Here is a 20550-nt window from a genome sequence, read left to right as displayed (position 1 = left end):
TGCAAGTAATTTTAGATCTTTTTTACCATTTAATAGCGGTTTTTTACTATTCATTTATCACTAAAACCATAAATTGCACTTGCATAATGCGGTTAAAATATCTACAGTTTTAATATGTTTTGTGAGTGACGCACAAGACATCATCTGTCCCATGCCTTAATGTATTGTGGGGGCAGTTTCACGTTAGTTCAAGGATTAAGAGGAAGTCGAAGTATGGCGGTTGGCAAAGTTAAATGGTTTAACAACGCGAAAGGGTTTGGATTTATTGTTCCCGAGGAAGGCGGCGAAGATATTTTTGCACACTACTCAACAATACAAATGGAAGGCTACCGTTCGTTAAAAGCGGGTCAGGAAGTTACCTATGAAGTTCAGCAGGGGCCAAAAGGCCTGCATGCAGAAAACATTGGTCTCGTCGAAGACGAAGAACGCTAGTTACTTTTTCCAGAACATTCCCAGAAAAGATTACGGAACAGGCCTTACTGTTAAAACAGTAAGGCCTGTTTATATGTTGTACTGATACCACCCGCAATATAAGCAGGTAAGCGAGGATATATGACACCCACCGGTAAGTTTTTAATGCTCAGTGCTTTACTTTGTCTGGCAATACTTTGCGTTGCGGTTGGCACCGTCGTTGGCGCCGTGGCATTTATTGCCTTAGGGGTGCTGCTGGAACTGGCATTCTGGCTGGGTATTTTTAAAAAAGCGTCCAAACGGCAGCCCGCGCAAACTAAAATGCGCTAACGCCCTGTTTGCCGGTTGCCCTCACTTCGCTTAGGGTGGTAAGGGGCAGTTAAAAACACGCTCTCGCCCCTACCCCATGGGCGCTATGCAACACTTATTGTATTACGGCCACTGTTTTTAGCAATATACAAAGCGCCATCGGCGGCAGCGATAAGCTCATCAGACGACTTATAAACACCGTCGCGCTGACTGGCAATCCCGATACTTACCGATACATTTACGGTAGCTGGCAGGCCTAAGTCGGTGAACTTAAGTTCGCCAATGTGACGTTTTATTCTGATGGCAATAAGTTGCACCACCTGCGCTGAACAGCGTGGCAATAGCACCGCAAATTCCTCGCCGCCAAATCGCGCCGCCACGCAGTCCCTGGCAGGCAAACACAGTTCAATAGTACTGGCAATGAGTTGTAAGCACTTATCACCAATGAGATGGCCATGTTCATCGTTGAACACTTTAAACTCATCCACGTCAATCATTAACAGGCTCAAGGGATACCCTTCGCGGCTCCCTTCTTTCCAGCTGGCCTCCAACGACTCTGCAAAGCCATGACGATTGGCAATGCCGGTAAGATAGTCTGTGCGAGCCTGACGACGAAGCTTGCCGTATTCCGCCTGATGAGCGGTCAGATCATGCAACACACCAATGATCACCGCCTCGTCGGTATCGGCAACATCGGGCAGTGACGACAACGATAAATCCGCCGGCAGCAGATCACCGCTGCGTTGCTGAAGCGCCACTTCTTTAGGCCCGTGATTAAGCTGAATACTGCTATCCACAGCTATTTTGGCAAACATATGCAAATATTCATTAACATACTGATCCGTTAAAAAAGACGTTAGCTCGCGTCCTATTAATGCCTCCTTAGGCTCTCCCAGCAAGCGCGCTGCAATATGGTTGATGAGGGTAATCTGCCCACGCGCGTTAACAAAGAATATCCCTTCACTCACAAAGTTAATAATGCGGGCCAACGAGCTTTTGCTCTCGATATTGGCAATGGTGTCGACCAGGTTATCCGGTAGCGCGTGCGCAGCGCGCGTCAAGTTGTTGGTTTTAGGGTCTCCACTGTGCGGGCTGATAAAGCTTTCTTTAAGTGCAGTAAAGCGTTGTGACCAGGTTTGCTCAATCGGTGTATTTATAGTGCTCATTAAAATTCCTTAACGGCCAGTGCAGCAGTGATTTAATCCAATAACTGGGATAAAGAATAATGAAACAGATTAAAAATAACCTTCCGGTAATCTTCTATTTATAGGGCACTGATTTATATAAAGTATTTAGTGGGTTGCGAGGGGATAAACACGAGGCAGTAAGTCAAATTAACAACCGTTGTAACGCGATGCAAACGCATTTACATCGCGTTAGGAGCGCAAAAGGCACATATAAATGCGCCGTGCTAATCAGTTAAGACTCCTTGCGGTTTCGAATCTGCGGATCCGGGCTGGTATAAATCTTAGCAGGAGTCGTCGACTGAATAACCTGCAACTGCATACAAATGGTTTCGTTGTCTGCATCACTGTCGGTAAAGGTTATCGTCTGGCCATCATCGGCAATGTTATAGGTAAGATCATGGTGCGGATCGTGGTTAATAAGCGGGTCCACGAAAACCAACTCATCGGTGTTATCAATAAGCTGATAGGTAATGGTGGTATTGGGCTGAGTTACTTGAATAGGTTTGTTAGTAACGTGGTGCTTATCATCATAAATGGTAAACACTGGCGGCACTTCGTTAATGTTAACTGCCACCGTAAAATTAAACGCAGGGGCTACTGACATAGTTATTATTCTCCTTGTCTTGTTAATAATGGGTATGTGTTTAAAGAAAGTTCTTCTCGCTCTATTACTGTTAAATATTGACTGATATCAACAGTGAGTTCAGCGCAGGTTACCGCCGTAACATAAGCGGTAAGAATTTCTAAATCTAAGCTGTATTCCAGCACCGGGGCAAGCACTTTTTCGGCCTGTACACAGGCCTGCTGCTGCAGAGTGTCTTCGTTATCATGGGCAAAACCTGCTGCCTTTAACAGGTAATATTTGCTGTGTAAAAGCCGTCTGCTGGCATTTTGCTGAGCGGTATTTTGCTGGGCTAACTGTTGCCCTAGCCGGGTAATAACCTTGTCGCTCATGGCCCAATTACCGGTTAACTGCAGGTAATCGGCGTAATCAACCGTTACCCGGGCGTCATCACGGGCTACCGCCAACAGGTTTTCAAGCAATGCCTGTTCTTCATTGTCAGTAAAAACGCGCTCATCAGCAGGCAGTAAACGGTTTATGCGAAGCATTTTCATCTGCTGTCGGGCTTTAGCCCGCTGCCACAAAGTGTTGTCTGGGTCCTGGGCAACTAATAGCTCAAAAAGTTGATGGGCCTCGACGGCTTTAGTCGCGGCACTGGCTAATTCGTTGTGCCGAATCAACAAATTAGCCTCTCGAAGTAGCATGAAGGCCAGACTTTCCAGCATGTAAGGATTAGTTGGCTCTGCATCGAGTAATTTTTGTAATATCCTTTGCCCTTGTTGGGCGTGTTTGCGCGCCGCACGGTACTGACCAAGATGGTTGCTCGCGGTAGCCAACCACGAGTAAGTATCGGCGATGTCGGTTTTTAATAAGGTATTATCTGGCTGAACTGTCAATACCTGTTTTTTAAGTTTTAAAGAATGCTCAAAGGCAGTCAGGGCCTTTTGATATTGCAGTCTCTCAAGCGCCAGTGAACCAAGTGAATTATGCGCATACGACAGTTCAGTAATGGCCTCAGGGTTATCCGGCTCCAGTGCCAACAATTGCTGACTGTATGTCAGGTAATCGGTAAATCCGGCTTCGGCCCCCTGCCAGCGGCTGGCATTGTAATCTAATTGCCCCCGCCAGAACGCATTAACGCCAAGCATTTTTACCAGTTCCACGTTTTCAGGCGCAATCGCCAGCAACGCCTGCATTTGCTCATGGGCTTCAGTAAAGCCGGTAGCAGCTTCATCTAACTTATCGCGGGAATAGGCAACTTCTGCCAGCGCCTGCAGTGTTAACGCCTGCTGAAAACGGGCCTTAAAACTACGCTCTGCAGAGCCTGTCAGCCACCAATTTGCAGGGTTTTCCTGCTGATCTGCAGTAGCAAAATATTCCATGGCTTTATTGCTGATCCCATCAAGCAAATCCATTCTACCTACACTGCGCAATTTATCGGCAAACTCGCCAACCATAAAGCCCAACAGGCTTTCGGCTTCCTGCCGTTTTGCCTCTGCCAGTTGCTGGGCATGCTGACTCTGTAAACTAAAAAATACCGCCATAATGGTAAGTACCATAAGCATTCCCATGGTGGCGCGCTTTAACCAGCGTATGTTGCTGGCCCTGGCCTGGGATGCCTTAATGAGCGCCAGCTCCTGGGCTTGTAAATGCAAACCGGAATGATCACGCAGTGCCAGAGCCTGCTGCAGCGGCTTGCCGTCGGCGAGCAAATAAGCGGGATTGCGTTTTTCGTTGCACCATTGCTCAGCCTGGTTTAACAAACTTGTTTTAATGGCCAGACTGTCCTGATGCGCGTTTATCCACTCCTGTACCCGTGGCCAGCGTCGCAATAACGCCTCATGAGCCACTCTGAAACACGGCTCGTCATGCTGCAGATGTGACACAAACAGGCGGTTTTCTACCATCGTCTGAACGAAATCCCGTTGCGGCTTATTTTTGAGTTCATCCCAGCGGGCCGTGCGGCTGGTGAGGTTATTGCCATCGGGGCTTAAGGTAATCAGTAACAGTAATATCTGCGGCAGATTTTTTTGCTTGTCAGCGTCCATGGCCTTAAACAACTGTTCCGCTTTATGACCAATGGCTCCTTCGATACCGCCCAGCGATTTATACACACTGATTTGCAGCTCATTCCCATCACGCTGCACATAAAGTTCTTGCAAGGTGTACTGGAGTAGCGGCAATGCATCGGGATGACTCGCTGTTTCCATGGTAATAAGCTCATCGAGCATAACCCCCTGCGCATTGTCTTTCGACCAGGTTAACCCTGCTGCAATCGCCGGTAAGCGAATCATCTGGCTTAATTCATAGGGGCTGGGCGGCGCTAAATCAAAGTGCGCACCTTTTGCTTTATCTTTAAGTAACACCGGGAAGTTGGCAATTTTGGGGTAAAAGTCGTTTCGGCAGGCACTTAACACTATCACCGCATTGCTGCAGGCCAATTGCTCTGCCAGTTGCAGCAATTGCTCGCGGTCGGCAGCTGAAAACTGCGGCGAATCGAGCAACACCTCGAGGCGATCAAGCACCAGCATAAAACGAGGATGAGCAATTTTAGCAAATTCCGCGTAGGCGCTCAGTACACTCTGGCAATGCTCGCACACTGAGGCCATATCAGTTTGCAGGGCAACCGCTAACTGCTGGGCACTTTGCTCAAAGAATAGCGGTTCGCCTTCGATGTCCCAATCGAGTAAATGACTGGCTAAATCCAGCCACAAGCGCTCGGCGTCAATGTCGGCAAAATCAACCGTGGCGTAGCTGATTACCCGAATACCGTTCACCCCTTTGGGATCGGTCAGGCGCGGAATCAGACCGGCATGAATGAGCGATGACTTACCCGAACCGCTCGGCCCAAGTAACAAGGTAAAGGCGCGCCCCTGCTCGATTTGATGATTAATTCGGCCCAGGAGCTCGGCGATCTGTTTTTGCCGTCCAAAAAAGACGCCCGCGTCTTTCTCACTGTAGGCCTGCAAACCCAAAAAGGGTGACCCGCCCTGCCACTGCGCTTTTTGTGCGCGGCTGGAGTCGTCCTCTGGAAATACCACGTCGGCAATGACGCGGTAGCCACGCTTGCGAATGGTTTCAATGTAAATAGGACTGGTTGCTTTGTCGCCGAGCGCTTTACGCAGTTGCGTTATCGCTTTATGAATGGGGTTATCACCCACGTCTGTGGTGCCCCAGCACTGCTGGATAATAGTGTCGGCACTGAGCACTTCACCGGCCTGTTGGCATAGCAGCAACAGCACATCCATGGCTTTAGGCTCAACAACACTAACCGTTTTACCTAAACGTAAGCTGTTGCTGGAGGGCGAAACCTGCCAGTCTCCCAAAAAGAATTGACTCGTGTCCACAAGCTGTCCGACTTACTGCTGACTATCGATTAGGTGATAATCATAAAAATATTATCAGTGACTATGGCGATAGCTGACGAGGGTTAGTAAATACCTTAGTTAATAAGACTATACTCTAATCTTGTCGGCCATTCACGCCTTATATAAAGCCCTGGTTTAGCATGTCTATTAACAAGCAGGCAATCTGCGGGAACACTGAAAACTCTCCCGGCTTAACATTACCACTGGCCCGTCACTTAACTGCCTGCACCTACATTTGGCAACACAAAAGAGTGCTTATTGGGGTGCAACCGCAGCCACAGGCCCGGGTTTGCATCCAGTTGTGCTAACAATGCATGTTTATCACTGCTTAGTGTGGTGTTAAGCACCCTGGCATAGGTTTGAACTTTAGCTGGCGCTGTGTCAGCGTCCACCACCGACTGAACCACTTTGCGGGCACTTAAAATTGCAGCCGGCCCCAGGGTAAGAATAAACTGCGCTGCACGGCACTCCTTTTCGTCCTGGCTGTCAACCGCCGTACCACCGGCTTTAAATTTACTGATATGGTGAGCAAGAATACTGCTCGATATGGGGATCAGCCCTGCTACATGGTGGGGTTGCGCGCCTGAATGGGGTTTAATGTAGGCTAAATGCGAAGCCTGCTCCGCCTCGGGGCCATGACCAATAAAAAAGATATCCAGGCCGCCTAAGGCATCGAGCTTACTTAAGTAGTCGGTAAGCCCCGCTTCCAGATCATCGGTATCGGTTTGCATCGGCGTAAAGCTTTTGATTTTAGCAAAAAATGCCTCACCCAGAATACGCTCAAAGTCGCGCACAAAACTCAAGCAATTGGCCATTTTCATGGGGGCCAGCGCATCCTGGGTAAACACGTTCAGGCGAGCGAGCAAAGAGTCGAGTTCGTCACTTTTTGCTTTTTCACCTAACAGGCGATGAAGTTGCTGCGCGCCCCGCCCGCCCAGTAACGCAATATTAATATCACCGGTTTTCGACGCTGCGGTGGCTTTCAACTCTGCCAGCATGGCTTCGCCGACCGCAAGCTCAGAGTCGAGTACCGTGGGCACCAGGCCGTAATCCTGCAATGTCTCGTTACCAGCCTGTTTGGCCGATAACCACACATTGCCACTTTTTTCGTCACGCTGGTAGGTCTCGTTAGTCGCCATACTTTGCATTCCTCTGTGTTGGAGCGTTGCCGGCTATACGAAGAAGTATGTTAGATAACTGTGCTTCGACACCCGCAACCGGTATTAATGGTAAGCATGATACAAAAAATGCTACCGGTAGCACAACAGCAGTATGCAACGGTTAGTTTTTTACCAACAGCTTATTATTAATCCCACAAATTAATAACTCGCTCGCGAGAGCACCTATGCTGACAAGCCCGAACCTCACGGTAAACTAAACTTACAGATTCCATGCATACCGGTTATTTGCACGAATACTTGTGCTGAATACATTCCAGCCGTTTCTCATGTATCTGACATTTCACAAAGTGCTACCCGATGGGTCGTTAGGCTTGTTGATGTGGCTGTTTAGAAATGAAAATGCCAGTCAGTAGTTAACTGACTGGCATTGGGCACATGGCGGTTTTTATTAACTCAGTACCTGTTGCGAATTACGCTTCAAGTATCTCGTTAAAGGTTTTGCTCGGGCGCATCGCCGCTGCAGTTTTCGCTTCATCAGGCAGGTAGTAACCACCAATATCCTGAGGCTTGCCTTCGGTTTCATTGATTTCTTCAATGATAGTATCAATGTTAGCGGCTAATTTGTCGTAAATCGGTCCAAACTGCGCTGCCAGCTCTGGGTTCTCCGTTTGCTTGGCAAGTTCTTCAGCCCAGTACATGGCCAGATAAACATGGCTGCCGCGGTTATCCAACTGACCAGCTTTACGCAGTGGTGATTTACCGTTGTTAAGCAACGCTTCGGTGGCTTTGTCCAGCGCGACGGCCAGTTGCTTGGCTTTGGCGTTGCTGTGTTTAATAGCAACATCTTCCAGCGATACCGCCAGTGCCAAAAACTCACCCAGTGAATCCCAGCGTAAGTGACCTTCTTCAACAAACTGCTGTACGTGCTTCGGTGCAGAACCACCCGCGCCCGTTTCGTACAAGCCACCACCGGCCATCAGCGGCACGATTGACAGCATTTTCGCACTGGTACCCAGCTCTAAGATTGGGAACAGGTCAGTCAGGTAGTCACGCAGAACGTTACCGGTTACCGAGATGGTATCCAAACCGCGGATAGCACGCTCCATTGAGTAACGAATAGCGCGTACCGGTGACATAATTGAAATGTCCAGGCCATCTGTGTCGTGATCTTTCAGATACTTCTCAACTTTCTTGATAAGTTGTGCATCGTGGGCACGTTCGTCATCTAACCAGAATACGGTTGGCATGCCTGACTGGCGTGCACGGGTAACAGCCAGTTTTACCCAGTCCTGAATAGGTGCGTCTTTAGCCTGACACATACGCCAGATATCGCCTTCTTCTACTTCATGCTCAATCAGTACGTTGCCGTCCTGATCAACAATTTGTACGGTACCATCGGTTTCCATTTCAAAGGTCTTGTCGTGCGAGCCGTACTCTTCAGCTTTTTGCGCCATTAAGCCAACGTTTGGCACGGTACCCATTGTTGTTGGATCAAACGCGCCATGGGTTTTACAGAAGTTAATACATTCCTGATAAATGGTCGCGTAAGTACTTTCCGGAATAACCGCTTTGGTGTCGTGAGACTTTCCATCCGGTCCCCACATTTGCCCTGAATTACGGATCATTGCCGGCATTGATGCATCAACAATGACGTCGCTTGGCACGTGCAGGTTAGAAATACCTTTGTCAGAGTTTACCATCGCCAGTGGCGGACGGTCGGCGTAACATTTGTTGATGTCACGTTCTATCTCAGAGCGCTGTGATTCTGGCAGGGTCGAAATTTTGTCATAAACACTACCCAAACCGTTGTTTGGATTAACACCCAGCTCATCAAACAGCTCGCCGTATTTTTCAAACAGCTCTTTGTAAAATACTTTTACGCAGTGACCAAAAACGATGGGGTGAGACACCTTCATCATGGTGGCTTTTACGTGTAATGAGAATAGAACGCCGGTGTTCTTGGCATCTTCGATTTGTTCTTCGAAGAACTGACACAGCGCCTTTTTGCTCATAAACATACCGTCGATGACTTCACCGGCCAGTAAGTCTACTTTTGGCTTAAGGGTTTTCTTGCTGCCATCCTTGCCGGTAAATTCGATGCTAACGTAACCGTCTTTTTCTACGGTTAACGACTTTTCAGCAGAGTAAAAATCGCCGCCACGCATATGCGCAACGTGAGATTGTGAAGCCTGACTCCAGGCACCCATGCTGTGCGGGTGTTTTTTGGCGTAGTTCTTAACGGCTGTGGGTGCGCGACGGTCTGAATTACCTTCACGCAGTACCGGGTTAACGGCAGAACCCAGTACCTTGCCATAACGTTCACGAATTTCTTTTTCTTCGTCGCTGGAGGGCGCTTCCGGGAACTGCGGGACGTTAAAGCCCAGCGCATTTAATTCTTTAATGGCCGCACGCAACTGAGGAATTGAAGCACTGATGTTTGGCAGCTTAATAATGTTTGCATTCGGATCCTGGGTCATCTCACCCAGCTCGCTTAATGCATCAACCATTTTCTGATCGTCGCTCAAGTAATCAGGGAAAAGAGACAGCACACGGGCGGCCAGAGAAATATCACTGACTTCTACATCGATATCTGCTTCGCTGGCGAAGCGGCGAATAATAGGCAGAAACGAATATGTCGCCAACATTGGCGCTTCATCAGTTTTAGTATAGATTATTGTAGACTTACGATTGGTCATTATATACCTCAATTGTTGCAGTAGCGGGCTGCAGTTTTCCATTCAACAAATTCCGGTCGCCTGTTCACCGCAGAAACCGGTTCGTGACTTTCCTACGTACCTACATGTGCCAACCCGAGGGAGTATTGATTCACGCACGCTAAACCTCAGTATTCACGTTACCGAGTAATTTATTCGCTAATTTTTCAGGTTGACGGTGACCATGTAATGCACATGAATCATTTAGTCTTTTAGTATAGGGTCAAGCGTACCAGTTACAAGTCATACCTTTGTCTTAATTACAGAAAAATGGGTAATTAACGATGCTTTTTGCACATTAATTACCCAACTAAATACCTTTAGCAGTGAATCAGACCCTGTCGCTGTGTTTAAACTACAAATTTGATAAGCTGATTACGGATTTTATTCAGGCAGTCAGACTATGACATCGACGATCATTTTGTTTAATAAACCCTTTATGGTGTTATCGCAGTTTACCGATGGCGATGGGCGTAAAACTCTCAAAGATTTCATCGATATTCCCGATGTGTATGCTGCCGGCAGGCTCGATCGCGACTCTGAAGGCCTGTTGGTATTGACCAACAACGGCGCGCTGCAACATCAACTCACCAGCCCTAAAGCCAAAACCAGTAAAACTTACTGGGTACAGGTTGAAGGCAGTGTCGAGGAGTCGGCCATCACCGCATTATGTGAGGGCGTGATACTTAAGGATGGTCCGACACAGCCCGCCCTGGTTACCCGCATGGACCCGCCTGATGTGTGGCCGCGGACACCGCCCATTCGCGAACGCGCCAATATCCCTACCACCTGGCTTAGCATTACTATTACCGAAGGGCGCAATCGTCAGGTGCGACGTATGACCGCTCATGTCGGCCACCCTACGCTGCGGTTAATACGCTACCGGGTAGGTAACTGGACACTGGATGGCATTGCCAGTGGTGACTATACCTGTATGGATGGGCCCGCCATTAAACCTGCCCCCAAAGGCCACAAAGCAGCCAGTCTGCGGCGCAAAAAAGCGCCTTTTAGCCACTCACGAAAGGATAATCGCCGCAAAAGTAGCAGTTAATTAACAGGCGAAATATTATTCGCGTTTGAGTGTCTGGTAAAGCGGACGGCCATATTTGGCATATATAAGCTCATCTTGCACTAACATTTACGCTTAAATTGGTGCCAAAAGGGCCATTTTCTGGTAACATCCGCGCCCCGTAAATAACATGAGAGTGTGCAGCCAGCCAATGTCACAAACGCCCCATAAACAAAAAGTCATCGTCGGTATGTCCGGTGGTGTGGATTCTTCCGTTTCAGCTTATTTGCTTTTGCAGCAAGGCTATGAAGTTGAAGGCCTGTTTATGAAAAACTGGGAAGAAGACGACAACGATGAATATTGCGCCGCAGCAGAAGACTTAGCCGACGCTCAGGCTGTCGCTGACAAGCTGGGAATATTCCTGCATACCATCAACTTTGCTGCCGAATACTGGGACAATGTATTTGAGTACTTTCTGGAAGAATATAAAGCCGGACGTACGCCCAATCCCGATATTATGTGCAACAAGGAAATCAAGTTTAAAGCCTTCCTTGAGTATGCCGCCGAAGACTTAGGCGCCGACTATATCGCCACCGGTCACTATGTGCAGCGTCGCGAAGTCGATGGCCACTGGCAAATGCTGCGCGGCCTGGACAACAATAAAGACCAAAGCTACTTTTTGTACACCCTGGGTGAAGAACATGTCGCTAAAACCCTGTTTCCGGTGGGCAGTATCGAAAAGCCCCGGGTGCGGGAAATTGCCGAGCAGCAAGGCCTGGTGACCCATGACAAAAAAGACAGCACCGGTATTTGTTTTATTGGCGAGCGTAAGTTCAAAGATTTCTTAAGTCAGTATTTACCTGCTCAACCCGGTGTTATCGAAACCGCGGATGGTGAGGAAATCGGCAAACATGAAGGCCTTATGTATCATACGCTCGGACAACGTAAGGGCTTACACATTGGTGGTCTGCAAGCCTACGGCGATGAGCCCTGGTATGTAGTAGACAAAGATGTAAAACGCAATGTTCTGGTGGTTGGCCAGGGCGCCGATCACCCGCGCCTGTATTCAAAAGGATTAATCGCCAAACAGTTGCACTGGGTTGACCGCACGATGCCCACGGCGCCATTTCGGGCAGCGGTAAAAACACGCTATCGACAGCAGGATATTGCCTGTCTGGTTACACCTCTGGACAACGATCAGGTGGAAGTGATGTTCGATTCGCCACAAAAGGCCGTCACACCGGGGCAGTCAGCGGTGTTTTACAATAACGAAATTTGCCTCGGCGGCGGTATTATTGAGAGCTATATACGATAATGTTAGACAAAGATATAGAGCAACAGCTTGGCCTGGCCGGCGTTTGCCAGGCGGCTCGGTTGGTTCAGTTGATTGCACGTACCGGCGACGTCGACAAACAAGCCGTGGAAGCCAGTTTATCGAGTATTCTGGTAACCGACGCGGACACCACGCAACAAATATTTGGCCAGTTGGATAACCTTAAAACCGGTTTTCAGGTTATCGTTACTCAGTTAGGCGATCACAGCTCGAAAAAAGATACCGAACTAACCCGGTATATCGCCAGTATTCTGGGCCTCGAACGTAAACTGGCCCGCCATAAAAAAGCCATGAACGAATTAGGCGAGCGTATTTCCCACGTGCAGCGTCAGTTAGCTCATACCGATTTTGAAAGTCCGCAAATACTGGCGTCCTTAGCGAGTATTTATTCTGACGTCGTCAGCCCTCTGGCTCCCAAAATTCAGATCGCCGGCAACTCTGCCTGCCTGAGCCAGACGCTTAATCAGCACCGGGTACGGGCAATACTGTTAGCCGGTGTCAGAGCCGCGGTATTATGGCGACAATTAGGCGGGCAACGACGCCAAATTATTTTTAAACGTAAAGCTATTCTGCGCAGTGCCCAACAGGCGCTGAGATTAATGAACTGATTGAGGAGCACAAGGTGGAACTATCCCAGTTAACGGCGATTTCTCCGGTCGATGGTCGGTATGCCGCTAAAAGCAGCGAACTTCGCGGCATTTTTAGTGAGTACGGACTGCTAAAGTACCGGGTTGAAGTAGAAGTAAGATGGTTACAAAAACTATCGAGCCTGGAAGGCATCGCCGAAGTACCGGCATTTTCTCCACAGTCGAACAAGTTACTCGACACTATTGTGGCGGAGTTTTCTGTTGACGACGCACGCCGTATTAAAGAAATTGAGCGAACAACCAATCACGACGTTAAAGCCGTAGAGTACTTTTTAAAAGAAAAAGTTGTTGATAACAGCGAACTAAACGCCATCAGTGAATTTATTCACTTTGCGTGTACATCAGAGGATATCAACAACCTGTCGCACGCTCTGATGTGCCGTGAAGCGCGTGAAACGGTCATTTTACCCTATTGCGATAAGCTCATTAACGCCATCAAGGATTTAGCCCGCCAATACCGCAGTATTCCGATGATGGCGCGCACCCACGGCCAGCCGGCCTCGCCCACCACCATGGGTAAAGAAATGGCGAATGTAGCCGTGCGTCTGCAGCGTCAGCGCGATCAAATCGCTGCGGTTAGCCTGTTAGGTAAAATCAACGGTGCGGTAGGTAACTACAACGCGCACCTGTCGGCCTATCCTGAGCTCGACTGGCATGCTGTATCAGAGCAGTTTGTGACCAGTTTGGGGATCAGCTGGAATCCCTATACCACGCAAATTGAGCCGCACGACTATATCGCCGAGCTGTTCGATGCCATCGCACGCTTTAATACCATCTTAATCGACTTTGACCGTGATTTATGGGGCTACATAGCGCTGGGTCACTTTAAGCAAAAAACCGTTGCCGGCGAAATTGGCTCATCTACCATGCCGCATAAGGTTAACCCTATCGATTTTGAAAACTCGGAAGGTAACCTTGGTATTGCCAACGCGATTTTCGACCATCTGGCGGCAAAACTGCCTATCTCGCGCTGGCAGCGCGACCTGACCGATTCAACCGTACTGCGTAATCTGGGTGTGGGTGTCGGTTATGCAGTGATCGCCTATCAGGCATCATTAAAAGGGATCAGTAAACTCGAAGTCAACGAACAAAGCCTGCTTGATGAACTCGACAGTAACTGGGAACTGCTCGCTGAGCCAATCCAGACGGTTATGCGTCGATACGGCATCGAAAAACCCTATGAAAAGCTCAAAGAGCTTACCCGCGGTAAAAAGGTCAATGCTGAGGTCATCGCTGAATTTATCGATAACCTGGACATGCCACAGGAAGCTAAGGCGCAGCTTAAACAACTCACCCCGCAAGCCTACATTGGCGATGCGATCCGGCTTGTCGATCAGTTAATCGGCGAATAAACAGTTGGTAAGATTGGTAACTCCCGTCGCTGCGGAGTTACCATGTTCTTTTCTTTTTTTCAGCCAGCAGTGCCTGGCCATACCGGCGAGCATGTCAGGTTAACCCTGCACCTCACGCTGACGCTATTTACCGTAGCGCTCCTGCTGCAACTACCTGCACTGTGGTTATTTGCCACTCCCTGGTCGGCGCGTTACTGCAACTGGCTGGCCCATTTCGGCATGTTGTTTTTGCTTATTGCCTGGCAACAGCGCCTGAGTTTACGGTCTCTTAAACTGGTGTTGTTCACTCTCTATTACAGCTATCTGTGCTGGACCGGCTGGTTATGGCCGGATCTGAGTAACATTCACTATTTTTACTTACTGGCTGTGGTGATTACCGGTTTTGTATTTACCCGCCAGGAAAGAAGCGCTCAACTGATCGCATTACTCGGCGCGATACTGCTATTTGTATTAAGTAGCGCCAGTCAGTACCAGCCCAACCAGCCTGCCAGTATTTTAATTGTCACCAATGACATCACCCTGGGTGGACTGTGCCTGGCTATCTATGCGGTGTTGCGTCGTCAGGCCATGGATCGCTGGCAACACCTGCGTAGCGCACATAAAACCTCACAGGCAACGCTGCATTCTTTATTACCGCACAATCCGGATAAACCACGGGAGCTGTGGGCCAGCGGCACCACCAAACGCTATTCGCATATGTGTGTCTTGTTTGCCGATCTGCACGGCTACACCGCATTAAACCGGCAACTGGGTGATGCTCAGGTAGTGCAGGCCCTCAATGCTCTGTATTCGGCTATCGATGCGCTGACCACGCGCCATGCTATTGAGAAAATAAAAACCAATGGCGATCAATATATGGCTGTGTGTGGCATGCAACCGGCGTCAGTCACCGAGTGCTGCAACGAAATGCTGCGCTTTGCCAGAGGGTTACTCAAGGTTGTGTCACAAGCCGGTAACCGTAAGCAACTGGACTGTAAAGTACGCATTGGTATTGCCACAGGGCCGGTTACCGCAGGCATTATTGGTATTGAAAAACCTTTTTTTGATGTATGGGGAGAAACCGTTAACATCGCCGCCTATCTCGAGCAGGTATCACCACAAGGGGTGATTTCGCTGTGCCCGAATACCATGGCGTATTTGGCTGAGCATTCAGTGCTTACACGAAAGCCGTTAACGAGTGCCAAGCATCCTAATCTGACACATTGCTTTGAACTGGCGCAATAAGCCCGCCACACAAGCGCGCACACAAAAGTTGAAATGCGTATAATCAGATTAAATTTTACTAGTGAGAATCCCGACGTGTTAGCAATTTGCCCTGATTCATTTATGCGCGACTACTGGCAAAAAAAGCCCTGCGTATTGCGCGCTGCCCTGCCCGGCTTTACAGATCTACTGGACGAAAACGAACTGGCTGGCCTGGCGATGGAGCCGGACTTAGACAGCAGAATTGTGCGCTTTCATAACAATCAATGGAGTGTCGTGCAGGGCCCCTTCGAGGACTTTTCGGCCTGTGAGGGCAAATGGACGTTATTAGTCCAGGGCGTCGATAAGCTTGTTGACGACGCCAGCGAATTAATGACGATGTTTAATTTTATACCCAACTGGCGTGTTGATGACTTAATGATTAGCTACGCGGTAGAAGGCGCCGGTGTTGGCCCACATGTCGATCAATACGATGTGTTTTTAGTACAGGGAAAGGGCAGCAGACGTTGGCGTGTAGGCAGTCCACAAAGCAGTAAGGCAACGCAGCCCGCGGCCGGGCTGTGTCAGGTTGAACCCTTTGAACCGGTGATCGACTGCGAGCTTACCAGCGGTGATATTTTATATATACCACCGGGTTGGCCCCACGATGGCAGTACCATTGAGTCGGCGCTAACCTACTCCATTGGATTCAGAGCCCCGGATCAGTCTCAGTTGGCGGGTTATCTGGCTGAGCATTTGCAATCTGCAGACAGCGATCCCCTGCGTTACAGCGACCCTTCAAGAGCGGCCACCGAGGACTCTCCTTGCATTAACACCGATGAAATCACACAGCTTAAACAACTGTTACACACCGCCATTGACGACAACAGCTTTACCTTTACCCTGCTTAAACTATTAAGCGATCAGGGTCTTGAACCTGATTCAGACTCCGCGCTTTTACCTGAACAGCTTCAGCAACATATTGATAATGATGGCTTAATACACAAGCGTCCGGGTTGCAGGCCAATTCTTTGTGACGATTATCCGGGTTGGTGTTTTGTGAATGGCGAACCGGTTAAATTTTCACCCGACAACCATGGCGTAATGCGTACCTTGATGGCCCAAAGCACCGTCAGTCGCAGTGATATGGCGTCTGCCCCGGACAAACTGGATATTTTTTGTACTTTCACTACACTGATAAATATGGGGTACTGGGATTATAATTAAATTTACGATGACTACGCTGCTGTCAACCAAGGTTTAGTTTATATCATACGCTGTATAGTCCCGTGTCAGTATTGGCTTTATCGAGGAGGCCTGCAATGGCGTATAAGGTTCAGCGTGTGCTTTGGCAAGAGGCACAGGCGCAGCTTAAGTCGCTGCGCAAAGCGGTATTTGTGCTTGAATGGCGATTACCGGAGAGCGCCGAATTCGACGAACTGGACAACAAAGCATTTCATGTTTTGTTGTTGAGTCAGGACGATCACCCTATCGCCACGGCACGGTTAACCCAGCATGGTGAAATAGGCCGTATAGCGGTACTGCCAAAACACCGTAACACCTCGGTATACAACACCCTCTTCGCCGCACTTCTCAAACAGGCTACCAGCCAAAACATTGAGCAAATCCATGTTCAGTCGGCACTGGATCGTGTTGAATATCACCGTCAAAAAGGGTTCAAACCTGTTGGCCCCGTCTTTATGGAAGCGGGAATCCCCATGCAGAAAATGGTTTGCCAGAGACAACAGTTTGACGCCCCTGATGTCAGGCACATTCATTAACGGGGAGCATCAGCGCCGTTAACCACTAGTTCGCGCTACCTGTTCCCCACATAGCGTCGTTGTCTTGCAGTGCATAAAGTTGCTCAGCCTTGGTACGCAGCAGTTCGATGTATTCGGTTTGGCTGCTGTCGTTAGCGGTATTATTCACTTCCAGGTTCTCTGCTTTGAGCTGCCAGTGCATGGAGAAATACTTCATCGCCTCACGGGCGTTGTCAGCACTGTCAAAATAGGTTACGTCCAGCGGTACGTCGCCGGTTATTACCCAGTACACCTGTTTGTCCAGCGCTTTAATTTTCCATACCGCAACAAACGGCACCAGATAACGGCAATCTTCAGCAAACACGCTGTCGTATACGATCCCGCGTTCGGCAAGAAATTTATTCGCCCGCTGAAATTGCTCTCTGGCCCAGGCCTGTATTTGTTCTTCTGTTAATGCATTTGCTGTCATAGTTAGCTACTTTTTTGTTATACATTGCAGCAACACCTGGAGTGGATGTTGCGGTTTAAAATTCTCTATGCGGTTAACCTGACTTCGACACGAATAGCCGGTTGCCATTATCTGTGCCGGTTTATAGCGTGATACCGCCTGCTCCCAACTCATGGCGTAAATACCCAATGAGTTAGATTTGTTTTGTGCTTCGTGGCCGTAATTGCCTGCCATTCCGCAGCACCCTACTTTTATAACATCCACCGGCTGGCCCACTTTAGCAAATACCTGTTGCCAGATTTGCTCGGTTTTTGGCAGCGCGGTCTTTTCGGTGCAATGGGCAAACAGTGCCATGGTAGTACTGTTAGCTCTCTCAGCGTCCGGCAAATCAAAGGCCTTTTCGGCGGCCAGGATTTCAGCCAGCCATTCGTGCACGGTATGCACCGTAAAGTCGCCGCGAGCCGCGCCCAGAGCTTTGTACTCATCGCGATAGCACAGCACCAACGGGCTATCAACGCCCACCATAGGAATGTTTAGCTCAGCAACACTGTTTAAAAAGCTGGCGGTATCCGATGCGGTCTCAGCGAACTTGTCTAAAAATCCTGCCACGTGCATCGGCTTACCGTTAGGTTTAAAAGGCAGCAATACCGGTGTTTTACCTAATGCTTTAATCAGCCGGGCAAAATCGGCCACAACCTGTGCATCGTAAAAACTGGTAAAGGGATCCTGCACAATCAGCACATAATCGCCGCGCTCAGCGTCGGGTATCGCGCGCAGGCTCGCCATGTCAAAGGTAGTCGCCACTGCTTGCGCCTGGCTTGCCAGTGTGGGCACTGATAAGGGCGGCGCATCCACATAACCGGCGATTTTCTCAAGCGCCGACTGACTCACGCGATTGTCCATCAACAGGTTGGTGATGCGCGGGAATTTAGCCATCATCGGCGTCAGCTTTTCAACATTGGCAACTAAATGATCTTTGAGCGGACGCAAATAACGCTGGTAATATATCGATAAAAACTTCGCTCTGAATTCGGGCACATCCACCTTAACCGGGCACTGACTGCTACAGGATTTACACGCCAGACAGCCATTCATGACTTCCAGCACTTCGTGTGAAAAGTCCTGCTCCTTGCTGCGGGTATTTTTCCAGCGCGTGTAAAAACTGGTTTTAAACTGGTCAGCGCTTAAGCTTGCAGCATCAACACCCTGTTGTGCCAGCAAGCGTAACCATTCGCGAATCATACCTGCCCGGCCTTTGGGGCTGTGCCTGCGGTCACGGGTAATTTTACTCGAAGGGCACATGGGTGAGGTGGTGTCGTAGTTAAAACACAGGCCATTGCCGTTACAGTCCATAGCAGGCTTAAAAGCCTCTTTAAAGGCAACAGGAATAGTGCGATCGAAGGTGGCACGTTTCACATCACTGACCTTCACCAGCTCATCGTCGCTGGCAATCGGCGTGCATATTTTACCCGGGTTCATCTTATTCGCCGGGTCGAACGCGCCCTTGATGCGCCTTAATTCAGCAAACAGCTCCTCACCAAAGAAAGCGGGGCCATATTCGCTGCGGTAGCCTTTACCGTGTTCGCCCCACATCAGGCCGCCATATTTCGCCACCAGCGCAACCACTTCATCAGAGATCTGATGCATCAGCTTTTCTTGCTCAACATCACATAAATCCAGGGCGGGTCGAACATGCAGCACGCCGGCATCAACGTGGCCAAACATACCGTACTGCAAGCCATGGCTATCTAATAGCGCCCTGAACTCCATAATAAAATCGGCCAGGTTCTCTGGTGGCACACCGGTATCCTCAGCAAAGGCGATAGGTTTTTTATTACCCTTGGTATTGCCAAGCAGCCCGACTGACTTTTTACGCATCGCGTAAATTTTATTGATATCAGCGCGTTCAAACGTAAGCTGATAGCCTATTACACCATATTCTCCGCTCTTGGCCGCGGCGGTGAGTTCTTCTTCGAGCCTGGCGATGCGCTCTTCTATCTCGTTGATATCGTTGCTGTTGTACTCCACCATATTCAGGCCCAGCATGTCCTTGCCAGGCACATCGGTGATTAGCTCTGCAATGGAGTGCCAGATAATATCGGTGCGCGCCAGATTAAGCACTTTGCTGTCAACCGTTTCTACCGATGTAGCCTTAGCGGCAATCATACGCGGCGCATGGCGCAGCGCCGACTCAAATGAGTCGTACTTAATATTAACCAGAGCGGTATGTTTAGGGATCCGGGTAAGCGATAATTTGGCTTCGGCCACCATCACCAGCGAGCCCTCAGAGCCGGTAATTAAGCGGCTAACATCGATACGCTGATTATCAGCGTCATATGCATGTTCTAAATCGTAGCCGGTTAAAAACCGGTTCATGCGGGGAAATTTAGCCAGTATTTCCTGCCGTTTACCACGACAAGTATTTAACACCTGCCGCAGAATACGGCCATAGGTGTCACTGCGCGTGGCCTTTTCCTCGGCTTCGGAAACGCTGATCGGTTGAGTATGAAGAATTTCACCGTTGCCCAGCACAGAGGTAAGCTCCAGCACATGATCGCTGGTTTTACCGTAAACCAGTGAGCCCTGACCTGAGGCATCGGTGCTGATCATACCGCCAATGGTGGCGCGGTTACTGGTAGAGAGATCCGGCGAAAAAAAGTAACCAAACGGTCGTAACGCGTCGTTTAATGCGTCTTTCACTACCCCGGATTGGACTCTTACCCAGCCTTCTTCGGGGTTTATTTCCAGTACTTTATTCATGTACCGCGACATATCTACCACAATGCCATCGGTAAGACTTTGCCCGTTGGTTCCGGTACCGCCTCCCCGGGCGCTGAACTTAACCGCCGGATGTTGATTGGCCAACTCCCCCAGCGTTTGTAAATCGTTAACACCTTTTGGGTGCACTACCGCCTGCGGCAGCTTTTGATACACCGAGTTATCGGTAGCCACTGCCAGGCGGCTACCATAGCTATACTCTATATCGCCAGCAAACGAAGACTTTCGCAGACCATCGATATAAGCCTGATATACGTCAGAAAGAGTTGATTCAACAGGAATTACCGGTAAATTCAAAGCGGGTCTCTCACACATCAATAGGTGGCCAAGTATACCCATGCTCCTAACGAGTCTAAAGGGCTTGTATAT

General features: G+C 49.2%; 15 protein-coding genes and 1 pseudogene. 9 read left to right on the top strand and 7 right to left on the bottom strand.

Annotation, left to right across the window (positions count from 1 at the left end):
• Positions 1-213 precede the first annotated feature (213 nt).
• Both cspD and OIK42_RS08740 read left to right on the top strand, forming a co-directional pair.
• Positions 214-432 carry a cold shock domain-containing protein CspD gene (gene cspD, locus OIK42_RS08745; protein WP_273639783.1) on the top strand — a complete coding sequence of 73 codons (219 nt, stop codon included), beginning with the start codon at positions 214-216 and terminating at the stop codon, positions 430-432.
• Positions 433-552: 120 nt separating this feature from the next.
• Entirely contained in the window at positions 553-741 is a 189-nt protein-coding gene (locus OIK42_RS08740) for a hypothetical protein (RefSeq protein ID WP_273639782.1), read from the top strand.
• An 83-nt stretch (positions 742-824) separates the two neighbouring features.
• Here OIK42_RS08740 and OIK42_RS08735 read toward each other — a convergent pair whose 3' ends face one another.
• The 5 genes from OIK42_RS08735 to OIK42_RS08715 all read right to left on the bottom strand — a co-directional run bounded on the left by OIK42_RS08735 (position 825) and on the right by OIK42_RS08715 (position 9654).
• Complete coding sequence (locus tag OIK42_RS08735; protein ID WP_273639780.1) at positions 825-1886, bottom strand: GGDEF domain-containing protein; 1062 nt, start codon at positions 1884-1886, stop codon at positions 825-827.
• 253 nt (positions 1887-2139) lie between these two features.
• On the bottom strand, positions 2140-2511 hold the full coding sequence (locus OIK42_RS08730) for a DP-EP family protein (RefSeq protein ID WP_273639778.1): 372 nt from the start codon (positions 2509-2511) through the stop codon (positions 2140-2142).
• Positions 2512-2516: 5 nt separating this feature from the next.
• Positions 2517-5816 (bottom strand): nSTAND1 domain-containing NTPase, encoded by a 3300-nt coding sequence (locus OIK42_RS08725; protein ID WP_273639776.1) that lies wholly within the window; start codon positions 5814-5816, stop codon positions 2517-2519.
• Between the two features lie 236 nt (positions 5817-6052).
• On the bottom strand, positions 6053-6976 hold the full coding sequence (locus OIK42_RS08720) for a hypothetical protein (protein WP_273639774.1): 924 nt from the start codon (positions 6974-6976) through the stop codon (positions 6053-6055).
• 452 nt (positions 6977-7428) lie between these two features.
• Positions 7429-9654, bottom strand: coding sequence for an NADP-dependent isocitrate dehydrogenase (locus tag OIK42_RS08715; protein ID WP_273639772.1), 2226 nt, complete (start codon positions 9652-9654; stop codon positions 7429-7431).
• 421 nt (positions 9655-10075) lie between these two features.
• On the opposite strand from OIK42_RS08715, the pseudogene OIK42_RS08710 reads away from it, so the two are divergent.
• The 7 genes and pseudogenes from OIK42_RS08710 to OIK42_RS08680 all read left to right on the top strand — a co-directional run.
• Positions 10076-10606, top strand: a pseudogene (locus OIK42_RS08710) (pseudouridine synthase); the annotation flags it as partial.
• Positions 10607-10892: 286 nt separating this feature from the next.
• Complete coding sequence (gene mnmA, locus OIK42_RS08705) at positions 10893-11996, top strand: tRNA 2-thiouridine(34) synthase MnmA (RefSeq protein ID WP_273639770.1); 1104 nt, start codon at positions 10893-10895, stop codon at positions 11994-11996.
• Positions 11996-12622, top strand: a complete 627-nt coding sequence (hflD, locus tag OIK42_RS08700; RefSeq protein ID WP_273639768.1) for a high frequency lysogenization protein HflD — start codon at positions 11996-11998, stop codon at positions 12620-12622. Before mnmA ends, hflD begins: the two co-directional genes overlap by 1 nt.
• A gap of 14 nt (positions 12623-12636) precedes the next feature.
• Positions 12637-14013: an adenylosuccinate lyase gene (gene purB / locus OIK42_RS08695; protein ID WP_273639766.1), complete on the top strand. Its 1377-nt coding sequence runs from the start codon at positions 12637-12639 to the stop codon at positions 14011-14013.
• A gap of 42 nt (positions 14014-14055) precedes the next feature.
• Positions 14056-15237, top strand: a complete 1182-nt coding sequence (locus OIK42_RS08690) for an adenylate/guanylate cyclase domain-containing protein (RefSeq protein ID WP_273639764.1) — start codon at positions 14056-14058, stop codon at positions 15235-15237.
• A 75-nt stretch (positions 15238-15312) separates the two neighbouring features.
• A complete protein-coding gene (locus OIK42_RS08685; protein WP_273639763.1) occupies positions 15313-16422 on the top strand; it encodes a cupin domain-containing protein in 1110 nt (369 codons plus the stop codon).
• Between the two features lie 95 nt (positions 16423-16517).
• Positions 16518-16976: a GNAT family N-acetyltransferase gene (locus tag OIK42_RS08680; protein ID WP_273639762.1), complete on the top strand. Its 459-nt coding sequence runs from the start codon at positions 16518-16520 to the stop codon at positions 16974-16976.
• A 25-nt stretch (positions 16977-17001) separates the two neighbouring features.
• Here the strand turns inward: OIK42_RS08680 and OIK42_RS08675 are convergent, their stop codons facing one another.
• Complete coding sequence (locus tag OIK42_RS08675) at positions 17002-17424, bottom strand: DUF4826 family protein (RefSeq protein WP_273639760.1); 423 nt, start codon at positions 17422-17424, stop codon at positions 17002-17004.
• A 6-nt stretch (positions 17425-17430) separates the two neighbouring features.
• Complete coding sequence (gene ydiJ, locus OIK42_RS08670; RefSeq protein WP_273641458.1) at positions 17431-20496, bottom strand: D-2-hydroxyglutarate dehydrogenase YdiJ; 3066 nt, start codon at positions 20494-20496, stop codon at positions 17431-17433.
• Positions 20497-20550 lie beyond the last annotated feature (54 nt).

This window comes from Alteromonas gilva, assembly GCF_028595265.1.
Lineage (GTDB): Bacteria > Pseudomonadota > Gammaproteobacteria > Enterobacterales > Alteromonadaceae > Alteromonas > Alteromonas gilva.
Note: the sequence above shows the minus strand (reverse complement) of the source record. Positions and strands in the feature narration are given on the sequence as shown.

Coding starts and splice junctions, on each gene's coding strand:
- cspD (WP_273639783.1), top strand. CDS start 214: ATGGCGGTTGGCAAAGTTAAATGGTTTAACAACGCGAAAGGGTTTGGA.
- OIK42_RS08740 (WP_273639782.1), top strand. CDS start 553: ATGACACCCACCGGTAAGTTTTTAATGCTCAGTGCTTTACTTTGTCTG.
- OIK42_RS08735 (WP_273639780.1), bottom strand. CDS start 1,886: ATGAGCACTATAAATACACCGATTGAGCAAACCTGGTCACAACGCTTT.
- OIK42_RS08730 (WP_273639778.1), bottom strand. CDS start 2,511: ATGTCAGTAGCCCCTGCGTTTAATTTTACGGTGGCAGTTAACATTAAC.
- OIK42_RS08720 (WP_273639774.1), bottom strand. CDS start 6,976: ATGGCGACTAACGAGACCTACCAGCGTGACGAAAAAAGTGGCAATGTG.
- OIK42_RS08715 (WP_273639772.1), bottom strand. CDS start 9,654: ATGACCAATCGTAAGTCTACAATAATCTATACTAAAACTGATGAAGCG.
- mnmA (WP_273639770.1), top strand. CDS start 10,893: ATGTCACAAACGCCCCATAAACAAAAAGTCATCGTCGGTATGTCCGGT.
- hflD (WP_273639768.1), top strand. CDS start 11,996: ATGTTAGACAAAGATATAGAGCAACAGCTTGGCCTGGCCGGCGTTTGC.
- OIK42_RS08690 (WP_273639764.1), top strand. CDS start 14,056: ATGTTCTTTTCTTTTTTTCAGCCAGCAGTGCCTGGCCATACCGGCGAG.
- OIK42_RS08680 (WP_273639762.1), top strand. CDS start 16,518: ATGGCGTATAAGGTTCAGCGTGTGCTTTGGCAAGAGGCACAGGCGCAG.
- OIK42_RS08675 (WP_273639760.1), bottom strand. CDS start 17,424: ATGACAGCAAATGCATTAACAGAAGAACAAATACAGGCCTGGGCCAGA.
- ydiJ (WP_273641458.1), bottom strand. CDS start 20,496: ATGTGTGAGAGACCCGCTTTGAATTTACCGGTAATTCCTGTTGAATCA.